The sequence below is a fragment of the Pseudomonas sp. FP2335 genome, from assembly GCF_030687535.1.
Lineage (GTDB): Bacteria > Pseudomonadota > Gammaproteobacteria > Pseudomonadales > Pseudomonadaceae > Aquipseudomonas.
Genome location: NZ_CP117437.1, coordinates 4,487,548 through 4,508,512 on the forward strand (window position 1 = coordinate 4,487,548; position 20,965 = coordinate 4,508,512).

The 20,965-nt window shown below is 62.1% G+C and carries 16 protein-coding genes; 10 read left to right on the forward strand and 6 right to left on the reverse strand.

Going from position 1 to position 20,965, the window contains the following annotated elements:
• Positions 1-35: 35 nt before the first annotated feature.
• The 7 genes from PSH81_RS20085 to PSH81_RS20115 all read left to right on the forward strand — a co-directional run bounded on the left by PSH81_RS20085 (position 36) and on the right by PSH81_RS20115 (position 8,844).
• Positions 36-929, forward strand: a complete 894-nt coding sequence (locus tag PSH81_RS20085; protein ID WP_192297241.1) for a DMT family transporter — start codon at positions 36-38, stop codon at positions 927-929.
• A 38-nt stretch (positions 930-967) separates the two neighbouring features.
• Positions 968-2,830 (forward strand): molybdopterin-synthase adenylyltransferase MoeB, encoded by a 1,863-nt coding sequence (moeB, locus tag PSH81_RS20090; RefSeq protein WP_305391361.1) that lies wholly within the window; start codon positions 968-970, stop codon positions 2,828-2,830.
• A gap of 15 nt (positions 2,831-2,845) precedes the next feature.
• Positions 2,846-3,760 (forward strand): PLP-dependent cysteine synthase family protein, encoded by a 915-nt coding sequence (locus PSH81_RS20095; RefSeq protein ID WP_305391362.1) that lies wholly within the window; start codon positions 2,846-2,848, stop codon positions 3,758-3,760.
• 37 nt (positions 3,761-3,797) lie between these two features.
• The gene (locus tag PSH81_RS20100) at positions 3,798-4,790 is read left to right on the forward strand and encodes a serine O-acetyltransferase (RefSeq protein ID WP_192297171.1); all 993 of its coding nucleotides are present in this window, start codon (positions 3,798-3,800) and stop codon (positions 4,788-4,790) included.
• A 2-nt stretch (positions 4,791-4,792) separates the two neighbouring features.
• Positions 4,793-5,521: an alanyl-tRNA editing protein gene (locus tag PSH81_RS20105; protein WP_192297172.1), complete on the forward strand. Its 729-nt coding sequence runs from the start codon at positions 4,793-4,795 to the stop codon at positions 5,519-5,521.
• A 238-nt stretch (positions 5,522-5,759) separates the two neighbouring features.
• Positions 5,760-7,505 (forward strand): ABC transporter permease subunit, encoded by a 1,746-nt coding sequence (locus tag PSH81_RS20110; RefSeq protein WP_226454887.1) that lies wholly within the window; start codon positions 5,760-5,762, stop codon positions 7,503-7,505.
• 16 nt (positions 7,506-7,521) lie between these two features.
• Entirely contained in the window at positions 7,522-8,844 is a 1,323-nt protein-coding gene (locus PSH81_RS20115) for an AAA-associated domain-containing protein (protein ID WP_226454886.1), read from the forward strand.
• A 149-nt stretch (positions 8,845-8,993) separates the two neighbouring features.
• Here PSH81_RS20115 and prpD read toward each other — a convergent pair whose 3' ends face one another.
• The 6 genes from prpD to PSH81_RS20145 all read right to left on the reverse strand — a co-directional run bounded on the left by prpD (position 8,994) and on the right by PSH81_RS20145 (position 17,593).
• Positions 8,994-10,478 (reverse strand): 2-methylcitrate dehydratase, encoded by a 1,485-nt coding sequence (prpD, locus tag PSH81_RS20120; RefSeq protein WP_305391363.1) that lies wholly within the window; start codon positions 10,476-10,478, stop codon positions 8,994-8,996.
• Between the two features lie 229 nt (positions 10,479-10,707).
• Positions 10,708-11,898: a 2-methylaconitate cis-trans isomerase PrpF gene (prpF, locus tag PSH81_RS20125; protein ID WP_192297176.1), complete on the reverse strand. Its 1,191-nt coding sequence runs from the start codon at positions 11,896-11,898 to the stop codon at positions 10,708-10,710.
• A 9-nt stretch (positions 11,899-11,907) separates the two neighbouring features.
• A complete protein-coding gene (acnD, locus tag PSH81_RS20130; protein ID WP_305391364.1) occupies positions 11,908-14,502 on the reverse strand; it encodes a Fe/S-dependent 2-methylisocitrate dehydratase AcnD in 2,595 nt (864 codons plus the stop codon).
• A 199-nt stretch (positions 14,503-14,701) separates the two neighbouring features.
• A complete protein-coding gene (prpC, locus tag PSH81_RS20135) occupies positions 14,702-15,829 on the reverse strand; it encodes a 2-methylcitrate synthase (protein ID WP_192297178.1) in 1,128 nt (375 codons plus the stop codon).
• A 160-nt stretch (positions 15,830-15,989) separates the two neighbouring features.
• Positions 15,990-16,883: a methylisocitrate lyase gene (prpB, locus tag PSH81_RS20140; protein ID WP_027603670.1), complete on the reverse strand. Its 894-nt coding sequence runs from the start codon at positions 16,881-16,883 to the stop codon at positions 15,990-15,992.
• Positions 16,883-17,593 (reverse strand): GntR family transcriptional regulator, encoded by a 711-nt coding sequence (locus PSH81_RS20145; protein WP_192297179.1) that lies wholly within the window; start codon positions 17,591-17,593, stop codon positions 16,883-16,885. Before PSH81_RS20145 ends, prpB begins: the two co-directional genes overlap by 1 nt.
• Positions 17,594-17,865: 272 nt before the next feature.
• On the opposite strand from PSH81_RS20145, the gene PSH81_RS20150 reads away from it, so the two are divergent.
• Genes PSH81_RS20150 through PSH81_RS20160 form a run of 3 tightly spaced genes read left to right on the forward strand, consistent with a single transcriptional unit; the run spans position 17,866 to position 20,926 of the window.
• Entirely contained in the window at positions 17,866-18,402 is a 537-nt protein-coding gene (locus tag PSH81_RS20150) for an ATP-dependent zinc protease (RefSeq protein WP_226454882.1), read from the forward strand.
• A 5-nt stretch (positions 18,403-18,407) separates the two neighbouring features.
• Positions 18,408-19,940, forward strand: a complete 1,533-nt coding sequence (locus tag PSH81_RS20155) for an inactive transglutaminase family protein (RefSeq protein ID WP_192297181.1) — start codon at positions 18,408-18,410, stop codon at positions 19,938-19,940.
• Positions 19,940-20,926 (forward strand): alpha-L-glutamate ligase-like protein, encoded by a 987-nt coding sequence (locus tag PSH81_RS20160; RefSeq protein ID WP_090400363.1) that lies wholly within the window; start codon positions 19,940-19,942, stop codon positions 20,924-20,926. The genes PSH81_RS20155 and PSH81_RS20160 overlap by 1 nt, the downstream gene beginning before the upstream one ends.
• Positions 20,927-20,965: the final 39 nt, after the last annotated feature.

Sequence of the window (20,965 nt, forward strand, 5' to 3'; positions counted from 1 at the left end):
AAAACACTGAAAAAACCAAATCCCAGAAACAATGGCTGGCCGGCCTGGTCACCAGCGTGATGTTCCTGATCGTGTGCCTGAGCTGGGGCACCACCTGGCTGGGCATCAAGATCGCCGTGGAGAGCGTGCCGCCGCTGACGTCCGCCGGCCTGCGCTTCCTGATCGCCTTCCCGCTGTTCCTGTGTTTTGCCATGGTGCGCCGGGAGCCGATCCTGTTTCCCCGGGAAAGCCGCTGGTTCTTCGTGTTCGTGACGCTTTCCTACTTCAGTGTTCCTTATTACCTGCTCAACTACGGCGAGATGCATGTCTCGTCCGGGCTTACCGCCCTGCTGTTCAGTTGCATGCCGGTGTTCATCCTGATTTTCTCCGCGCTGTTCCTGCGCGAGCGCATCTACTTCTCCCAGGTGGTCGGCATCGGCATCGGTTTCGGCAGCCTCTACATGATCATCAAGAGCCAGGGCCTGCACCTGGACCACGCCGAGTTTCTCGGGGTACTGGCCATTCTGAGCGCCGCGATCATGCACGCCTTGTGCTACGTCATTACCAAGCAAAAAGGCAGCGCCATCAGCGTGATCACTTACAACACCCTGCCCATCGGCATTGCCGGGCTGATGCTGTTCGTGGCGGGCCTGTGGTTTGAAACGCCGACCTTCGAGGCCATCACCCTGCGCTCCTGGAGCGCGTTGTTCTACCTGGGGCTGGTGGCCTCGGTCGGCGGGTTCATCGTGTACTTCATGCTGCTCAAGCGCTTGAGCCCGATCATCCTGTCGTTCGTGTTCATCATCTTTCCGGTGTTCGCGGTGATCATCGGCGCCTGGTACGAAGGCATGGCGATTTCCCGCGACCTGATGCTGTACTCGGCCATCCTGCTGGCCGGCTTTGCGATCACCAAGTTGCCGATTGAAAAACTCCTGGCCAAGAAAAATTGAGCTTGCGGCCCCATCAACATCAACCACGCGAGAGAAACATGGACGTCCTCCGCCCAAAAGCCCTGGAACAGATCTACGCCCACGCCAGCTCTAGCTATCCCGAGGAATGCTGTGGCTTCGTCTTCGCCGACGGCAGTGTGCACCTGGGCAGCAATATCCAGAACGAGCTGCACCGCAAGAACCCCCAGATATACCCGCGCACCGCCGCCAACGGCTACACCTTCTCGGTGGCCGACACCCTACTGATGAACAAGGCGTCTCGCGGCAACAACCCGGTGGTAGTGATCTATCACTCCCACCCCGACGTAGGCGCCTACTTCAGTGACGAAGACCAGGACAAGGCGCTGTTCATGGGCGAACCGATCTTCCCTGTGAGTTATCTGGTGGTCGACGTTCGCCAGGGCCACGCCCTGGGCTCAAAGCTGTTTGCCTGGGATGGCAAGCATTTCGCCCTCAACCCTTTCAACGACCTGCACACGGAGTTGTCCATGAACGCTGTCTCTTTCCCCGACATTCTGGTTCGCGTAGCCAAGCTGCCGGAATCGACCCTTGAAGGCACCGGATCGACATTGCGCGAAGTCATTGAAAACCTCTGCATCAACCACCCGCAACTGCGTCCGCACCTGTTCCACGAGAAGAACAACCAGCTCAAGGAGCACTTCCTGTTTACCGCCGAGGAAGAACTGGTGGGCGCCGATGATCGCCTCCCGGAAAAGGCCAGGATCGAAGTGCTGCTCGCCACTTCTGGCGGCATCAATGTCGACACGCTGAGCAATGAAGAGGTGCAGCGCTATGTGCGCCACATCACCCTGCCCGGCGTCGGCCGCGAAGGCCAGTTGAACCTCAAGAAAGCCAAGGTGCTGATCATCGGCACCGGCGGCCTGGGCTCGCCCATCAGCCTGTACCTGGCGGCAGCCGGCATCGGCACCCTGGGGCTGGTGGATTTCGACGTGGTGGAAAGCAGCAACCTGCAACGCCAGATCGTCCACGGCAACAGCACGTTGGGCCTGCCCAAGGTCGAGTCCGCCAAGCAGCGCCTGCAAGACCTCAACCGCCACATCCAGATCAATGCCCACGACACCGCCCTGAATGCCGACAACGCCCTGGAGCTGGTGGGCGCCTACGATCTGGTGATCGACGGCACCGACAATTTCGACACCCGCTACCTGGTCAATGACGCCTGCGTCCAGCTTGGCAAACCCCTGGTGTACGGCGCCATCTACCGCTTCGACGGGCAGATCAGCGTGCTCAACTATAAAGGTGGGCCGTGCTACCGCTGCCTGTTCCCCCAGGCTCCGCCCGCCGAACTGGCGCCCAATTGCAGCGCCGGCGGGGTCATCGGCGTGCTGCCCGGCGTGGTCGGGATGATCCAGGCCACCGAAGCGATCAAATTGCTGATCGGCATCGGCGAACCCTTGTCCGGCCGCCTGATGCGCTTCGATGCGCTGGCGATGAAGTTCAGCGAGATCCGCTTCAAGCGCCGCGCCGACTGCCCGTGCTGCTCGGACCTGCGCCACAGCCAGACCCAGGCGCCAGCGGTCTGCGCCGACGCCGTGCCAAGCCAGCCGTCGCTGGCCGCAGAACGCTACATCAAGCCCCGCGTCCTCAAGCAACTGCTCGAACACCACCACAGCGCCGATGTGCTGCTGGACGTGCGTGACGCCAGCGAACTGGAAGTGTGCAAACTACCAGGCGTGGTGCACATTCCCCTGGCCGAACTGGACAGGCAACTCGACAGCCTCAGCCGCGACAATACCCACTACCTGATCTGCTACGCCGGCACCCGCGCCGAACAAGCTGCCACGACCCTGCTGGCGGCCGGTTTCGCCAACACCAAGGTCTTGCAGGGCGGGATGAAACACTGGGTGCGCGACGTCGAACCCGACATGCCGCTGTATTGAGCCGGGGATCGACTGATGCTGCATAACTCCATCCTCGACGTGATCGGCCACACGCCCATCGTGCGTCTGGCGCAGTTTTCCGAAGACCTCGGCATCGAGGTCTACGCCAAGCTCGAATCCCTCAACCCCGGCGGCAGCCACAAGGCGCGCATCGCCCTGGGCATGATCCTCGACGCCGAACGGCGTGGCGTGCTGATCCGCAACGCCGGGCAAACCATCATCGAGCCCAGTGGCGGCAACACCGGCATTGGCCTGGTAATGGCCGGCAATGTGCTGGGCTACAAAGTGGTGCTGGTGATCCCCGATAACTACAGCCCGGAAAAACAGAAGTTGCTGCGCCTCTACGGGGCCAAGGTGGTGCTGTCGGACAGCCGCCTGGGCAACAACTCCCATGGCGAAAAGTGCCTGGAAATGCAGCTGGAAAACCCCAGCTACGTGATGCTCAACCAGCAGCGCAATGGTGCCAATCCGCAAACCCACCGCGAGACCACCGCGCCGGAGATCCTGCGTGCCTTCGGTGATCTGCGCGTGGACTACTTCGTCAGCGGCATCGGCACCGGCGGCCATATCACCGGCATCGGCGAAACCCTCAAGGCCACATGGCCGCAGCTGCGGGTGATGGGCGTGGAGCCGGAAGAATGCGACCTGCTGAAAAACCAGCACGCGCCGCACCATATCCAGGGCCTGTCGATTGGCCTGATTCCGAGCATTCTCAACCTCGACGTACTGGACGGCATGCTCAAGGTGTCGCGCCAGGAGTGCATCGACATGATGAAACGCATCATGCGCACGGACGCCATCAGCCTGGGCCTGTCCTCGGCGGCCAATATGGTCGCCATCGCCAGGCTCGCCCCGGAACTGCCCACCGAAACGGTGGTACTGACCATGGTCTACGACAATGCCGACAGCTACCTGCCCAGTTTCGAATAAACGGTTTCCCAACCATCCAGAATGTGGGGGTGCCTCCATGGGGGGCTTTATTGACATGCAACAGCTGCACGATGAGTTGCTCACCCACCTCATCAAGACCCTTACGCCAACGCAGATGAAGCAGCTGGAACCACACCTGGCGCCCTTGGTGCAGAACGCCGCCCAGGCCGTGGCCGAAGACCTGATCGCCTACGCCTACCGTGACCCGGCGTCGCGCGGGCGCGGCGAACTGATCCTGGAGTCCTACGCCTCGTTCAAGGCTGTGCTGTTCTATCGCCTGGCGCACCTGGTGTGGAATTTCCCGGACCAGACCAACGGCGTGTTTTCACGCATTGCCCTCAAGCTCAGCAACCAGGGCAAGATCCTCTCCGGCGCCGAGATCCACCCGGCCGCGCGCATCGGCCGGCGCTTTGTGCTCGACCATGGCTACGGCACCGTGATCGGCGAGACCTGCGAGATCGGCAACGACTGCTACATCCTCTGCGGCGTGACCCTCGGTGCCCGTGGCATTGCCAACAACCCGGACGGCAAGCGCCACCCGCGCCTGGGCAACAACGTCGAGATCGGCTCCGGCGCGCGCGTGCTGGGTTATGTGCTGATCGGCGACGACGTGTTCATCAGCCCCTCCTGCGTGATCACCCAGGACGTGCCGGCGGGCACCAAGGTCAAGGTGGTGAACCAGGTGCAATTGCAAAAAAACGACGAGTCGGACCATAGCAACTACCTCGGGGCCTTCGCCCTCGACGAGCGCCTGCACGTGGTCGGCGAGATCAATGCCAACCACAAGGTCACCGTGCTGGACGCCGACTTTCACCCCTTGCAGGGGTTGTTGCTCGAACCCACGGTGAAAGAACGCCATCACCTGCAGTTCCGCCTGCACCGCATCGACTCGGACGGCTACCTGCCGCGCCTGCCGCTGAACCTCAAGGTCTGCGGCCCGGAGTTTGAAATCACCCTGCTCTCCCCCCCTGGCTTGAGCGCAATGGTGCGTCATTTATTGCAAGCCAGCCCACTGATCGTCCGAGGTTGAATATGTCCGTGCACACCATGGAAACCCTGGCGCTGTTTGACAGCGCGCCCTACCAGAACGCATTCAGCGCCCGGGTGATTGCCGTCAGCGAACACGGCATTGCCCTGGAACACACGTTGTTCTACCCCACCGGCGGCGGGCAACCGGGCGACACCGGCCACTTAACCCTGGCGGACGGCACGCGGGTCGAGGTGGTCGGTACGGTACGCGACCCGGTGCTGCGTTCGATCATCTGGCACCAGGTGGAACACTGCCCCGAACAATTGACCGCCGGTGTGCAAGTCGACGCCGGCCTCGATTGGGAGCGACGCTACCAGCACATGAAGATGCACACCTGCCTGCACCTGTTGTGCTCGCTGATCGATGCCCCCGTGACCGGCTGCAGCATCAGCGCCGACAAAGGCCGCCTGGACTTCGACCTGCCGGAAATGACCCTCGACAAAGACAGCCTCACCCGCGACCTCAATGCGCTGATCGAACAGGCCCACACGGTAAAGGCCCTGGCGATGCCCGCCTCGGAATACGCCACCCTGCTGCAGATCACCCGCACCCAGGCGGTCGCGCCGCCAGTGATCCAGGGCTCGGTGCGCATCATTGAAATCGCCGGCATCGACATCCAGCCCTGCGGCGGCACCCATGTGATCAACACCGAGGAAATCGGCCGGGTGTTCTGCGAGAAGATCGAGAAGAAGAGCAAACACAACCGGCGGGTGATCCTGCGCTTCGAGTAATGGCCACGCAGCTGGGGAGCCAACCCCCCGGCCGCTTTTCGTACAGCGAACTGACAGGAAATTTATCCGCCTTGTAACATTCAGAAACGTAGAATCTCGCCAGCAGGTCATCGTCCTGATGCACTGCCACCTGACTCTCGGAGAAAGAGCGCCCGCCCCTTCTCGCGGGGTCTTTCGAACAGAAGCCAAGCTCACCCCACCGCTCCCCTGAACCTGAACGCTGCAGGAATGACTGCCTATGAATAAAGTGCTCCGTCACTACATACCAGCATCCACCATGCGCTTGCTGCCCAACCGTTGGGATTTGGTCGCCCTGCCGCTGGTGATCGGCTTTCTGCTGTTTTTTTCCATCACTGCGCGGGAAACCTGGGCCCCCATCGAGACGCTGCAGAGCGAGGTCATTTCCCTCGACCCCGCCAACCTGCCGGAATATGCGATGCGCACCACCCTGCGCATGCTCGCGGCGATGGTCGCGGCGCTGATCTTCACCCTGCTCTACGGCACCCTGGCCGCCAAAAGCCGGCGCGCCGAAAAACTGCTGGTGCCCGTGCTCGACATCCTGCAATCGGTGCCGGTGCTCGGTTACATCTCGTTTACCGTGACCTTCTTCCTGCTGCTGTTTCCCGGCCGCGTGCTGGGCGCAGAGTTCGCGGCGATCTTCGCGATCTTCACCAGCCAGGCCTGGAACATGACGTTCAGCTTCTACCAGTCGCTGCGCATGCTGCCCCATGACCTGGTGGAAGTGTCCACCAACCTGCGGCTGTCCGGCTGGCAACGCTTCTGGAAGCTCGACGTGCCGTTCGCCATGCCGGGGCTGGTGTGGAACATGATGATGAGCATGTCCGGCGGCTGGTTTTTCGTGGTCGCCTCCGAAGCCATCACCGTCGGCGACAAGACCATCACCCTGCCCGGCGTCGGTTCGTACCTGGCCTTGGCCATTGCCCAGAAAGACCTGCATGCCGTGGGCTATGTGATCCTGGCGATGATCGCGGTGATCCTGATCTACGACCAGTTCCTGTTCCGCCCACTGGTGGCCTGGGCCGACAAGTTCCGCATGGAAACCACCGCCTCCCAGGGCGCTGCGCCGCAATCCTGGGTGCTGAACCTGATCCAGCGCACGCGCATGGTTCAACGCATCCTGCGCCCCATCACCCGCGCCATCGGCCGCATCGGCAACAAACGCTTCAGGCTCGCCGGCGGCGCGTTCAAGGCATTGCCGAGCGAATCGCCGGCAGCGTCCAAGGTGATCGATTGGGTATGGGGCGGGTTGATTGGCCTGCTCACGGCCTACGCGCTGTACCACATCGTGCAGTACGTCGGCACCGAAGTGACCTTCGCCGAGGTCGGCCATGTCTTCGTGCTCGGTTTGATAACCCTGCTGCGAGTGACCGGCCTGATCCTGATTGCCTCGCTGATCTGGGTACCGCTGGGCGTGATGATCGGCCTGCGTCCGCGCCTGGCGCAAAAGATCCAGCCCGTGGCGCAGTTCCTCGCGGCGTTTCCGGCGAACCTGCTGTTCCCGGTATTCGTCATTGTGATCCTGCACTACCACCTCAACCCGGACATCTGGCTCAGCCCGCTGATCGTCCTGGGCACCCAGTGGTACATCCTGTTCAACGTGGTGGCCGGGGCCAGCGCGTTTCCCAATGACTACAAGGAAGCCGCCGCCAACTTCCGCATTCGCGGCTGGCTGTGGTGGCGCAAGGTGATGCTGCCGGGCATTTTCCCGTACTACGTCACCGGCGCGATTACCGCATCGGGTGGCGCATGGAACGCCAGCATCGTTTCCGAGTATGTGTCCTGGGGCCAGGACAATGTGGTCGCCCACGGCCTTGGCGCCTACATTGCACAAACCACCGCGGCGGGCGACTTCCCGAAAATCGCCCTGGGCGTGGTGGTGATGTCGATCTTTGTGGTGGTCTTCAACCGTGCGGTCTGGCGCCCGATGTACGCCATGGCTGAGAACAAACTGCGTCTGAATTGAGGGGCAATTTGCCGAGATGAGTACCTATACCGAACACACTGCCGACACCCCGGAAATCTACTCGCTGAAAAATGTGAACCGGGTGTTCGGCAAAGGCAAAGACGAGCTGCAAGTGCTCAGCGGCGTGGACCTGAGCCTGCACGAAGGCGAGATCGTCGGCATGCTCGGCCGTTCCGGTTCCGGCAAGTCGACCTTGCTGCGCATTATTGCCGGGCTGATCCAGCCGTCGTCGGGCGACGTGCGCTACCACGGCGTACCGCTGACCGGCCCGGCCGAAGGCGTGGCCATGGTGTTCCAGACCTTTGCCCTGTTCCCGTGGCTGACCGTGCTGGAAAACGTCGAGGCCGGCCTGCAAGCCTTGCAGGTCGAACGCAAGGAAGCCCGCCGCCGTGCCCTGGCCGCCATCGACCTGATCGGCCTGGACGGTTTTGAAAACGCCTACCCCCGCGAATTGTCCGGCGGCATGCGCCAGCGCGTCGGGTTTGCCCGTGGCCTGGTGGTCAACCCGACCCTGCTGCTGATGGACGAACCCTTCTCCGCCCTCGACGTGCTCACCGCCGAAACCCTGCGCACCGACTTGCTGGAGCTGTGGAGTGGCAAGCAATTACCGATCAAATCGATCCTGATCGTGACCCACAACATCGAAGAAGCGGTGTTGATGTGCGACCGCATCCTGGTGCTGTCCTCCAACCCCGGCCGGGTGGTCGCCGAGATCAAGGTGCCGTTTGCCCACCCACGCAACCGCCTGGACCCGACGTTCCGGCAAATGGTCGATGACATCTACGCGCTGATGACCGACCGACGCAGCGCCGATGCCAGCGCCGGCAAGCCGGAGTTGAAGATGAGCAGCCTGCTGCCGGAAGTCTCCACCAACCTGATGGCCGGCCTGATCGAAACCCTGGCCGCCGAGCCCTACAACGGCCACGCGGGCTTGCCCAACGTGGCCGAGCGGCGCTTGCTGGAAGTCGACGACCTGTTCCCGGTGGCCGAGATGCTCGAGCATTTGGGCTTCGCCGAACTCAAGGGCGCCGACATCACCCTCACCGACGCCGGCAAACTGTTTGCCGACTACGGCACCCAGGAACGCAAGACCCTGTTCGCCGAGCACCTGATCCAGCACGTACCGCTGGCCGCGCGCATTCACCAGGTACTGCTCGAACGCAGCGGGCACCGCGCGCCACGGGTGCGTTTCGAACAGGAGTTGGAAGACTCGATGACCGAAGCCTTCGTGGAAAAGACCCTGGAAAGCGTGGTGGCGTGGGGGCGGTACGCGGAGATTTTCTCCTACGACGACCACACTGAGACATTCAGCCTGGAAGACGTCGAAGGCAGCATGTAGTTAGTCAGGACCAACACAGTTCCAAATGTGGGAGCGGGCTTGCTCGCGAAAGCGGTGTTTCAGCCAGCACAGGTAGCGACTGACACTCCGCTTTCGCGAGCAAGCCCGCTCCCACACAAGCTCACTTCGACATTGAATCTCTGGTGTTTTCAGATTACGAACAAATCCACAAAGCGATTGACCGGCGTGGCCTCAAGCTTCGCCTGATCCTTGCACAACGCAAAAATCTCCCCGCTGCGCTGCGCGGTAAACCGCGTGGCCAGGTTGGCCTTGAACTTGTCTTCCAGCAATGCAATACCCTCCACCCGACGACGGCGATGACCAATCGGGTATTCCACCGCCACCTGCTCGGTACTGGAGCCGTCCGTGAAAAACACCTGCACCGCGTTGGCAATTGAGCGTTTGTCGGCTTCCAGGTATTCGCGGCTGTAGCGCAGCTCTTCGACGATGACCATCTTGTCGCGCAACGCGTCGATGATCGGGTGCGCGGCGTGGAATTCATCTTCGTACTGCTCGGCCACCAAATTGCCAAACGCCAGCGGCACGGCGGTCATGTATTGCAGGCAGTGGTCACGGTCGGCAGCGTTGGCCAGTTGGCCGACCTTGGAGATGATGCGGATCGCCGATTCATGGGTGGTGATCACGATGCGCTCGATTTCATGCAGGCGATCCTTGACCAACGGGTGCAAGGTCACGGCGGCTTCGCAGGCGGTTTGCGCGTGGAACTCGGCGGGGAAGCTGATCTTGAACAGCACGTTTTCCATCACGTAAGTGCCGTAGGGCTGGGGCAGGCTGAATGCGCGTTTGTCTTCGGGCTTGAGGGCCAGGTCCTTGTTGGTGTGGCTGAACAGCACGTCGTAGAAACCCCATTGCGGCGCGCTCAAGACGCCGGGGATGCCCATCTCGCCACGCAGGGCGATGTCGGCCAGGCGCACACCGCGACTCGACGCATCCCCCGCCGCCCATGACTTGCGCGAACCCGCGTTCGGCGCGTGCCGATAGGTGCGCAGCGCCTGCCCATCGACAAACGCGTGGGACAGCGCGGCAAGCAACTGCTCGCGACTGGCCCCCATCAGCTTGGCGGTCACCGCCGTGGAGGCAACTTTCACTAACAGCACATGGTCGAGGCCGACACGATTGAACGAGTTTTCCAGGGCAATCACTCCCTGGATCTCATGGGCCATGATCATCGCTTCGAGTACCGCACGCATAGTCAGCGGCGCATCACCGTTGGCCACGCGTTTTTGTGAGAGGTGATCGGCCACGGCGAGGATGGCGCCGAGGTTATCCGAAGGGTGGCCCCATTCAGCAGCGAGCCAGGTGTCGTTGTAGTCAAGCCAACGCACGATGCAGCCGATGTCCCACGCGGCCTTGACCGGGTCCAAGCGGAACGAGGTGCCCGGCACCCGTGCACCGAACGGCACCACCGTGCCCTCGACAATCGGCCCCAGGTGCTTGGTGCACTCGGGGAAACGCAGGGCCAGCAGGCCGCACCCCAGGGTGTCCATCAGGCAGTTGCGGGCGGTGTCCAGGGCGACCTGGGAATCGATCCGGTAGTTGAGGACGTAGTCGGCGATGTCCTGCAGGACCTGGTCGTAGTCGGGGCGGTTGTTCTGGTCGACGTTGGCGCTCATGGCAGTGCTCCAAGAAAGGGTTGGGGTTAGTCCTCGGGCTCACGGTTGTTGAAAGCAGGTCTTGAATGCCTGCCTTGGAATAGAAACTCTACGTAGGTAGCCCCCTGTGGGAGCGGACTTGCCCGCGATGGCGGTGTTTCAGTCGATACAGACTTCATTGACCCAGCGCCTTCGCGAGCAAGCCCGCTCCCACACGAGCCCTGTCCCACATTAGGGATTGGTGTTGGGCTTAGAAGGCGTCGCCGGGGATGCGCACGAAGCCTTCCATCAATACCCGCGCACTGCGGCTCATGATGGCTTTTTTCACTACCCACTCACCGTCCACCTGGCTGGCTTCGGCGCCCACCCGCAACGTGCCCGACGGATGCCCGAAGCGCACCGCATTGCGCTCCACGCCACCCGCGGCGAGGTTGACCAGCGTGCCGGAAATTGCTGCCGCCGTGCCAATCGCCACTGCCGCCGTGCCCATCATCGCGTGGTGCAACTTGCCCATGGACAGTGCACGCACCAGCAAATCCACATCGCCGGCCTTGATCGCCTTGCCGCTCGAGGCCACGTAGTCCGCAGGCTTGGCCACAAATGCGATCTTTGGTGTGTGCTGGCGCCGGGCCGCTTCATCCAGTTGCTTGATCAGGCCCATGCGCAGCGCGCCGTAGGCGCGAACGGTTTCGAACATCGCCAGGGCTTTCGGGTCGCTGTTGATCGCGCCTTGCAGTTCGGTGCCGGTGTAGCCGAGGTCTTCGGCGTTGATGAAGATCGTCGGGATGCCGGCGTTGATCAGCGTCGCCTTGAAGGTGCCGACACCCGGCACCTCGAGGTCGTCGATCAGGTTGCCGGTGGGGAACATCGAACCGCCGCCGCCCTCTTCGTCCGCCGCCGGGTCCATGAACTCCAACTGCACTTCGGCGGCCGGGAAGGTCACGCCATCCAGCTCGAAGTCACCGGTTTCCTGCACGGCGCCGTCGGTGATCGGCACGTGGGCAATGATGGTCTTGCCGATATTGGCCTGCCACACACGCACCACGGCCACGCCGTTGCGGGGCACGCGGGCCGGGTCGACCAGCCCCGCGCTGACGGCAAACGAACCGACCGCCGCCGACAGGTTGCCGCAGTTGCCGCTCCAATCCACGAACGGCTTGTCGATGGACACCTGGCCGAACAGGTAATCCACGTCGTGCTCGGCGCGGGTGCTTTTGGCGAGGATCACGGTTTTGCTGGTGCTCGACGTGGCGCCGCCCATGCCGTCGATTTGCTTGTCATAGGGGTCGGGGCTGCCGATCACCCGCAGCAGCAGGGCGTCGCGTGCAGCGCCCGGCACCTGCGCCGCTTCGGGCAGGTCCGTGAGGCTGAAAAACACGCCTTTGCTGGTGCCGCCACGCATGTAGGTGGCGGGGATCTTGATTTGCGCTACGTGTGCCATGGTTCCCCCTCAGGCCGTTGCCGCCGATTCCAGGAAGTCCTGGGCAAAACGCTGCAACACGCCACCCGCTTCGTAGATCGACACTTCTTCGGCGGTGTCGAGGCGGCAGGTCACCGGCACTTCGACACGTTCGCCATTCTTGCGGTTGATCACCAGGGTCAGCGTGGCACGCGGGGTGCGTGCGCCGACCACGTCATAGGTTTCGCTGCCATCGATCTGCAACGTATGACGGTCGGTGCCCGGCAGGAACTCCAGCGGCAACACGCCCATGCCCACCAGGTTGGTGCGGTGGATGCGCTCGAAACCTTCGGCGGCGATCGCTTCCACACCGGCCAGGCGCACGCCCTTGGCCGCCCAGTCGCGGGACGAGCCCTGGCCGTAGTCGGCGCCGGCAATGATGATCAGCGGCTGCTTGCGTTCCATGTAGGTTTCGATGGCTTCCCACATCCGCGTGACCTGGCCTTCCGGCTCGATCCGCGCCAGGGAGCCCTGCTTGACCTTGCCGTTTTCCACCACCATTTCGTTGAACAGTTTCGGGTTGGCAAAGGTCGCGCGCTGCGCGGTCAAGTGGTCGCCGCGATGGGTCGCGTAGGAGTTGAAGTCGACTTCCGGCAAGCCCATTTTCGCCAGGTATTCACCGGCGGCGCTGTCGAGCATGATCGCGTTGGACGGCGACAGGTGGTCGGTGGTGATGTTGTCCGGCAGCACCGCCAGCGGGCGCATGCCCTTGAGCGGACGGGCCCCGGCCAGCGCACCTTCCCAGTAAGGCGGGCGACGGATATAGGTGCTTTGCGGGCGCCAGTCGTACAGCGGCGCGACTTTGGGGCCGGTGTCTTCATGGATCGCGAACATCGGGATGTACACCTTGCGGAACTGCTCCGGCTTGACCGAGGCCTTGACCACCGCGTCGATTTCTTCGTCGCTCGGCCAGATGTCTCGCAGGCGGATTTCCTGGCCGTTGGCGTCGAGGCCGAGCACGTCTTTTTCGATGTCGAAACGGATGGTGCCGGCAATCGCGTAGGCCACCACCAACGGCGGCGAGGCGAGGAATGCTTGCTTGGCGTACGGGTGAATGCGCCCGTCAAAGTTGCGGTTACCCGACAGCACGGCGGTGGCGTACAGGTCGCGGTCGATGATTTCCTGCTGGATCACCGGATCGAGCGCGCCGGACATGCCGTTGCACGTGGTGCAGGCAAACGCCACCACGCCAAAGCCGAGTTGTTCCAGTTCATGATCCAGGCCGGCGTCTTCCAGGTACATGGCCACGGTTTTCGAACCTGGCGCCAATGAGGATTTGACCCACGGTTTGCGCGTCAGCCCCAGTTTGTTGGCATTGCGTGCCAGAAGGCCTGCGGCAATTACGTTGCGCGGGTTGCTGGTGTTGGTGCAACTGGTGATGGCCGCAATGATCACCGCGCCGTCGGGCATCTGGCCGGGCACTTCGTCCCATTGGCCGCTGATGCCTTTGGCGGCCAGGTCGCTGGTTGCCACGCGCGCGTGGGGGTTGCTCGGGCCTGCCATGTTGCGCACTACGCTGGACAGGTCGAACGTCAGGCCGCGCTCGTATTGCGCGCCTTTGAGGTCATCGGCCCACAGGCCAGTGTGACGTGCATATTGCTCCACCAGCGCGACCTGTTCGTCTTCGCGGCCGGTGAGTTTCAGGTAGGCGATGGTTTGCTGATCGATATAGAACATCGCCGCCGTGGCCCCGTATTCCGGGGCCATGTTGGAGATGGTCGCACGGTCGCCGAGGGTCAGGGCCGAAGCACCTTCGCCAAAGAACTCCAGCCACGCGCCCACCACTTTCTGTTTGCGCAGGAACTCGGTCAGCGCCAGCACCATGTCGGTGGCGGTGATGCCCGGTTGCAGCTTGCCCGTCAGCTCGACACCGACGCTTTCCGGCAGGCGCATCCACGAGGCGCGGCCGAGCATCACGCTCTCGGCTTCGAGGCCACCGACGCCGATGGCGATCACGCCCAACGCGTCCACGTGCGGGGTGTGGCTGTCGGTGCCGACACAGGTATCCGGGAACGCCACGCCGTCACGCACCTGGATCACCGGGGACATTTTCTCCAGGTTGATCTGGTGCATGATGCCGTTGCCCGGCGGAATCACGTCGACGTTCTTGAAGGCTTTCTTGGTCCACTCGATAAAGTGGAAGCGGTCTTCGTTGCGCCGGTCTTCGATGGCGCGGTTCTTCTCGAACGCGTCCGGATCAAAACCACCGGCTTCGACGGCCAGGGAGTGGTCGACGATCAATTGCGTCGGCACTACCGGATTGACCTGCGCCGGGTCGCCGCCTTGCTGGGCGATGGCATCGCGCAGGCCGGCGAGGTCGACCAGGGCGGTCTGGCCGAGGATGTCATGGCACACCACACGGGCCGGGAACCACGGGAAGTCGAGGTCACGCTTGCGTTCGATCAGTTGGCTCAGGGACGCATTGAGGGTGGCCGGGTCACAGCGACGCACGAGGTTTTCGGCGAGTACGCGGGAAGTGTAGGGCAAGGTGGCGTAGGCACCGGGGGTGATGGCCTCGACAGCCGCGCGGGCGTCGAAGAAATCCAGGCGGCTGCCGGGGAGCGGTTTGCGAAATTCAGTGTTCATCGTCAGGACTCGGTCACGGTAGTTGCAAAAGGAAGACCTGTGCCTATCCAGAATTGAAATGCGATCCCAGTGTGGGAGCGGGCTTGCTCGCGAAAGCGGTGTGTCATTCAACACACCTGCGACTGAGACACCGCTTTCGCGAGCAAGCCCGCTCCCACATTTGATCCGGTTTCCAATTCAGGGTCGCCGGTCTTCTTACTCAGCGACGTTCGATTGCCACGAACTTGCGCTGTTCTACGCCGATGTACTCGGCGCTTGGACGGATGATGCGGTTGTTGGCACGCTGCTCGAACACATGCGCAGCCCAGCCGGTCAGGCGCGAGCAGACAAAGATCGGCGTGAACAGCTTTGTCGGGATACCCATGAAGTGGTACGCCGAGGCATGGTAGAAGTCGGCGTTGGGGAACAGCTTCTTCTGCTCCCACATGGTCTTGTCGATGGCTTCGGACACCGGGAACAACACGGTGTCGCCCACTTCGTCAGCAAGCTTTTTCGCCCAGCCCTTGATCACTTCATTGCGCGGGTCGTTGTCTTTGTAGATCGCGTGGCCAAAGCCCATGATCTTGTCCTTGCGCGCCAGCATGCCGAGGGTGCCTTCGACCGCTTCTTCAGCGGACGAGAACCGTTCGATCATTTCCATCGCCGCTTCGTTGGCACCGCCATGCAGCGGGCCGCGCAGGGAGCCGATGGCGGCGGTGACGCAGGAATACAAGTCCGACAGGGTCGACGCACACACCCGGGCGGTGAAGGTCGAGGCGTTGAATTCGTGTTCGGCGTAGAGGATCAGCGACACGTTCATCACCTTGACGTGCAGCTCGCTCGGCTTCTTGCCGTGCAACAGGTGCAGGAAATGCCCGCCGATGCTTGGCTCGTCGGTCACGCAGTCGATGCGCTGGCCGTCGTGGCTGAAGCGATACCAGTAGCACATGATCGCCGGGAAGGCGGCGAGCAGGCGGTCGGTGACGTCGCGTTGCACGCTGAAGTCGGTTTCCGGCTCGATGTTGCCCAGGAACGAGCAACCCGTGCGCATCACGTCCATCGGGTGGGCGTCGGCGGGGATGCGTTCCAGCACTTCCTTCAGGGCTTGGGGCAGGTCGCGCAGCTTGCTCAGCTTGGCGCTGTAGGCGGCCAGTTCGGCCTTGCTCGGCAGTTCACCGTACAGCAGCAGGTAGGCGACTTCTTCAAACTGCGCATCGGCGGCCAGTTCGCGCACGTCGTAGCCGCGATAGGTCAGGCCGGCACCGGCCTGGCCCACGGTGGACAGTGCGGTCTGCCCGGCCACCTGGCCACGCAGGCCGGCGCCGCTCAGTACTTTTGCTTCAGCCATGTCTGTTCTCCAATCTTGTACTTATAGGGAGTCGCGAGTGGAGCTGGGTTCGTGTGGGAGCGGGCTTGCTCGCGAAGACGGTGTGTCAGTCACAGCAATTACAGCTGATACACCGCTTTCGCGAGCAAGCCCGCTCCCACACAAGCCTGCTCCCACACAATCACTTTTTCGCAGCAAACAACGCGTCGAGCTTCTGCTCGAAGGTGTGGTAGTCGATGCGGTCGTACAGTTCCATGCGGGTTTGCATGGTGTCGATCACGTTCTGTTGGGTGCCGTCGCGACGGATCGCGGTGTAGACGTTTTCGGCGGCCTTGTTCATGGCGCGGAAGGCCGAGAGCGGGTACAGCACGATGGAAACATCGGCAGATTTCAACTGTTCGGTGGTGTACAGCGGCGTGGCGCCGAATTCGGTGATGTTGGCCAGGATCGGCGCTTTCACCCGGGCGGCGAACAGCTTGTACATCTCCAGTTCAGTGATGGCTTCAGGGAAGACCATGTCGGCGCCGGCCTCGATGCAGGCGGCGGCACGCTCAAGGGCGGACTCCAGGCCTTCCACCGCGAGGGCGTCGGTGCGCGCCATGATCACGAAGCTGTCATCGGTGCGCGCATCCACGGCGGCCTTGATGCGGTCGACCATTTCCTGCTGGGACACGATTTCCTTGTTCGGGCGGTGGCCGCAGCGCTTGGCACCGACCTGGTCTTCGATGTGGATGGCGGCAGCGCCGAACTTGATCATCGACTTGACCGTACGCGCCACGTTGAACGCCGAGGAGCCGAAACCGGTGTCCACGTCCACCAGCAGCGGCAGATCACACACGTCGGTGATGCGGCGCACGTCGGTGAGCACGTCATCCAGGCCGGTGATGCCCAGGTCCGGCACCCCCAGGGAACCCGCCGCAACCCCGCCACCCGACAGGTAAATGGCCTTGAACCCGGCGCGCTTGGCCAGCAGCGCGTGGTTGGCATTGATCGCGCCAACCACTTGCAGCGGGTGCTCACTGGCGACGGCGTCACGGAAACGCTGGCCTGGGGTGCTCTTGTTATTGGAACTCATCATTCACCTCGTGATTGGGCTGCGCCGTCGGGGAAGTGACGGGCAATGTTGCGTTTGGATGCGCCGATGTGGCGGCGCATCAACAGTTCGGCCAGTTCACCGTCGCGATCGGCAATCGCATCCAGAATGCGGTGGTGTTCGGCAAAGGCCTGGCGTGGACGATTGGGTGTGGCGGAGAACTGGATGCGGTACATGCGCACCAACTGGTACAGCTCGCCGCAGAGCATTTGCGTGAGGGTGCGGTTGCCGGCGCCCTGGATGATCCGGTAGTGGAAGTCGAAATCGCCTTCCTGCTGGTAGTAGCCGACGCCAGCCTGGAACGCGGCGTCGCGTTCGTGGGTATGCAGCACTTGGCGCAGTTCTTCGATTTCGGCGTCGGTCATGCGCTCGGCCGCCAGGCGGCAGGCCATGCCTTCGAGGGATTCGCGGATTTCATAGAGTTCGATCAACTCGGCGTGGCTCAACGACACCACCCGCGCGCCAACATGCGGTATGCGCACCAGCAGGCGCTGGCCTTCCAGGCGGTGGATCGCCTCGCGCAGCGGGCCACGGCTGATGCCGTAGGTGCGCGCCAGCTCCGGCTCGGAGATCTTGCTGCCGGGGGCGATCTCGCCCTTGACGATGGCGGCCTGGATACGGCGGAAGACGTTCTCAGACATGGTCTGGGATTCGTCCGTTGTCGCCACCGAGGCTTCCGCTTGATCCAGCATATTGTCGACACCTTTAAAATCAATGTGGCAAAAACTAGCCAATCAAGCCTGGATAGTCAAAGAATAAATCCACATTGTCGACAATCGTCTAATAACCCCCTTCACACTTGATAAGGGCATGGCCGCCTGCCAGCGCTGGCGCCAAAAAAGCATCATGTTAGAATGCCCGCCGCTTTTGCCTGACATCACCTGATGAAAAGGCGCACGAGGGAGTTTGCGCAGCAATGCCAGTCGCCTTGAATTGAACATCGCACTGTACAGCCTCGGGATTTATGAGACTCAAGCCCTTCCTTCTATTGATCAGCCTGTTGACCCTACCAAGCCTTGGCATTGCCGCCGAGAAGACTGTGTATGGCCTGAACGAATACGCCAAGCTGGCGGGTATCGACCTCGAAGTCGCCGCCAAACTCGACACCGGTGCCAAGACCGCCTCCCTCAGTGCCCGCGACATCAAGCGCTTCAAGCGCAATGGTGAATCCTGGGTACGCTTCTACCTGGCCATCGACACCGCCCATTCCCACCCCATCGAACTGCCCCTGGCCCGCGTCAGCAAGATCAAGCGCCGCGCCGGTGACTACGACCCCGATGAGGACAAGAAATACACCGCCCGTCCGGTGATTGCCCTCGACGTCTGCATGGGCAACGCTTTACGCAGCATCGAAGTGAACTTGACTGACCGTAGCGCATTCCAATACCCGCTGCTGATCGGCTCCGAAGCCTTGAAACGCTTTGATGCGCTGGTCGACCCCAGTCTTAAATACGCAGCAGGCAAACCCGCCTGCGCCGCCGACGCTTATACCGCCGAGTAAACCGAATGCGCTCTCTGACCCTGCACCTGAAAATCCTGATCACCATCCTGGTGGTGTTGGGTATTTCGGTCACCGCCTACCAGATTTTCGTGCTGGGGATCCCCGTTACCGAGGACGCCACCGACGACTTGTGGAATATCGACGCCAAGGTCGAGTTCGTCGCCAACCCGAAGGACCCGGTGAAGATCCAAATGTTCGTGCCGCCGCTGAGCCGCGACTTCGTCAGCCTCAACGAGAGCTTCATCTCGAACAACTACGGGGTCAGCGTCAACCGCATCGACGGCAACCGCAAGGTGACCTGGTCGGCGCGCCGCGCCAAAGGCAACCAGACCCTGTATTACCGCCTGGTGCTGACCAAGCGTTACAGCGGTGAAAAGGTCAAGATCAAGGGCCCGACCTTCCGCGACAGCATCGCCGTGGAAGGCCCGGAAAAAATCGCCGCCGAAGCCCTGCTGGCGCCGATCCGCCAGCACTCGGCCGACGTCGAGACCTTCATCACCGAAGCCATCAAGCGCACCAACAACCTCAACGACGACAACGTGAAGCTGCTGCTGGCGGGCGACCCGTCGACGCCGCACAAGGCCAAGATCGTCGAGTTGCTGCTGTCCATCGCCCACGTGCCGGTGGAAAAAGTCCACACCATCCGCCTCGTCGCCGACCAACCACAAACCCCGGAGCTGTGGCTGCGCAGTTTCAACGGCAATGACTGGCTGTACTTCAACCCGGAAACCGGCGAACAAGGCCTGCCCGCCGACCGCCTGCTGTGGTGGACTGGCGATGAAAACCTGATCACGGTGGATGGCGGCAAGAAAGCCATGGTGACCTTCAGCCTGAACAACAGCGAGATGAACGCGATTCGCCTGGCCAAGCTGACGGACGAAAACACCGACGCCAACTTCCTCGAATACTCGTTGTACGGCCTGCCGCTGCAAACCCAGCAGACCTTCATGATCATGGTGATGATCCCGATCGGCGTGCTGGTGATCCTGATCCTGCGCAACCTGATCGGCTTGCAGACGCTGGGTACCTTCACCCCGGTGCTGATCGCCCTGGCCTTCCGCGAGACGCAGCTGGGCTTCGGGATTGTGCTGTTTACGATTATCACGGCGCTGGGGCTTTCATTGCGCTCCTACCTGGAGCATTTGAAGTTGCAGATGCTGCCGAGGCTGTCGGTGGTGCTGACGTTTGTGGTGGTGCTGATCGCCGCCATCAGCCTGTTCAGCCACAAGCTGGGCCTGGAGCGCGGCTTGTCGGTGGCGCTGTTCCCTATGGTGATCCTGACCATGACCATCGAACGCCTGTCGATCACCTGGGAGGAACGCGGCGCCAACCATGCGCTGAAAGTGGCGATCGGCACGTTGTTCGCCGCGTCCCTGGCGCACCTGATCATGAGCGTGCCGGAGCTGGTGTACTTCGTGTTTACCTTCCCGGCGATCCTGTTGATCCTGGTGGGCTTCATGCTGGCCATGGGGCGTTATCGCGGCTACCGCCTGACCGAGCTGGTGCGTTTCAAGGCGTTCTTGAAGGCTGACCAGTAATGTTCGGTTTCTGGAAGACCTGGAAAGCCCTCGAAGCGCGGGGAATCATGGGCATCAATCGGCGTAATGCCGACTACGTGCTCAAGTACAACAAGCGCAGCCTGTACCCGATCGTGGATGACAAGATCATCACCAAGGAACGGGCAATTGCCGCTGGCATCCACGTGCCGCAAATGTACGGAGTGATCTCCACCGAGAAGGAAATCGACAAGCTCGACGAGATCATCGGTGGGCGCAGCGACTTCGTGATCAAGCCGGCCCAGGGCGCCGGCGGTGATGGCATCCTGGTGGTGGCGGACCGCTTCGAGGGCCGCTATCGCACGGTATCGGGCAAGATCATCAGCCATGAAGAAATCGAGCATCAGATCTCCAGCATCCTCACCGGCCTGTATTCCCTGGGCGGCCACCGTGACCGCGCGTTGATCGAGTACCGCGTGGTACCCGACCAGATCTTCAAGAGCATCAGCTACGAAGGCGTGCCGGACATCCGCATCATTGTGCTGATGGGTTACCCGGTGATGGCCATGTTGCGCCTGCCGACACGCCAGTCCGGCGGCAAGGCCAACCTGCACCAGGGCGCCATCGGCGTGGGCGTCGACCTGGCCACCGGCCTGACCCTGCGGGGCACCTGGCTGAACAACATCATCACCAAACACCCCGACACCACCAACGCGGTGGACGGCGTGCAACTGCCCAACTGGGACGGTTTCATGAAACTCGCGGCCGGTTGCTACGAGCTGTGCGGGCTGGGTTATATCGGTGTGGACATGGTGCTCGACCAGGAAAAAGGCCCGCTGATCCTGGAACTGAATGCGCGGCCGGGGCTGAATATCCAGATCGCCAACGACTGCGGGCTGACCCTGCGTACCCACGCGGTGGAAGCGCGCCTGGAAGAGCTGAAGGCCGCTGGCGTGACGGAAACCCCGGAAGAACGGGTAAAGTTCGTGCAGGAGATGTTTGGGCATATCCCGCCGGTTGAAGGCTGAACACCAATCTAATGTGGGAGCGGGCTTGCTCGCGAATGC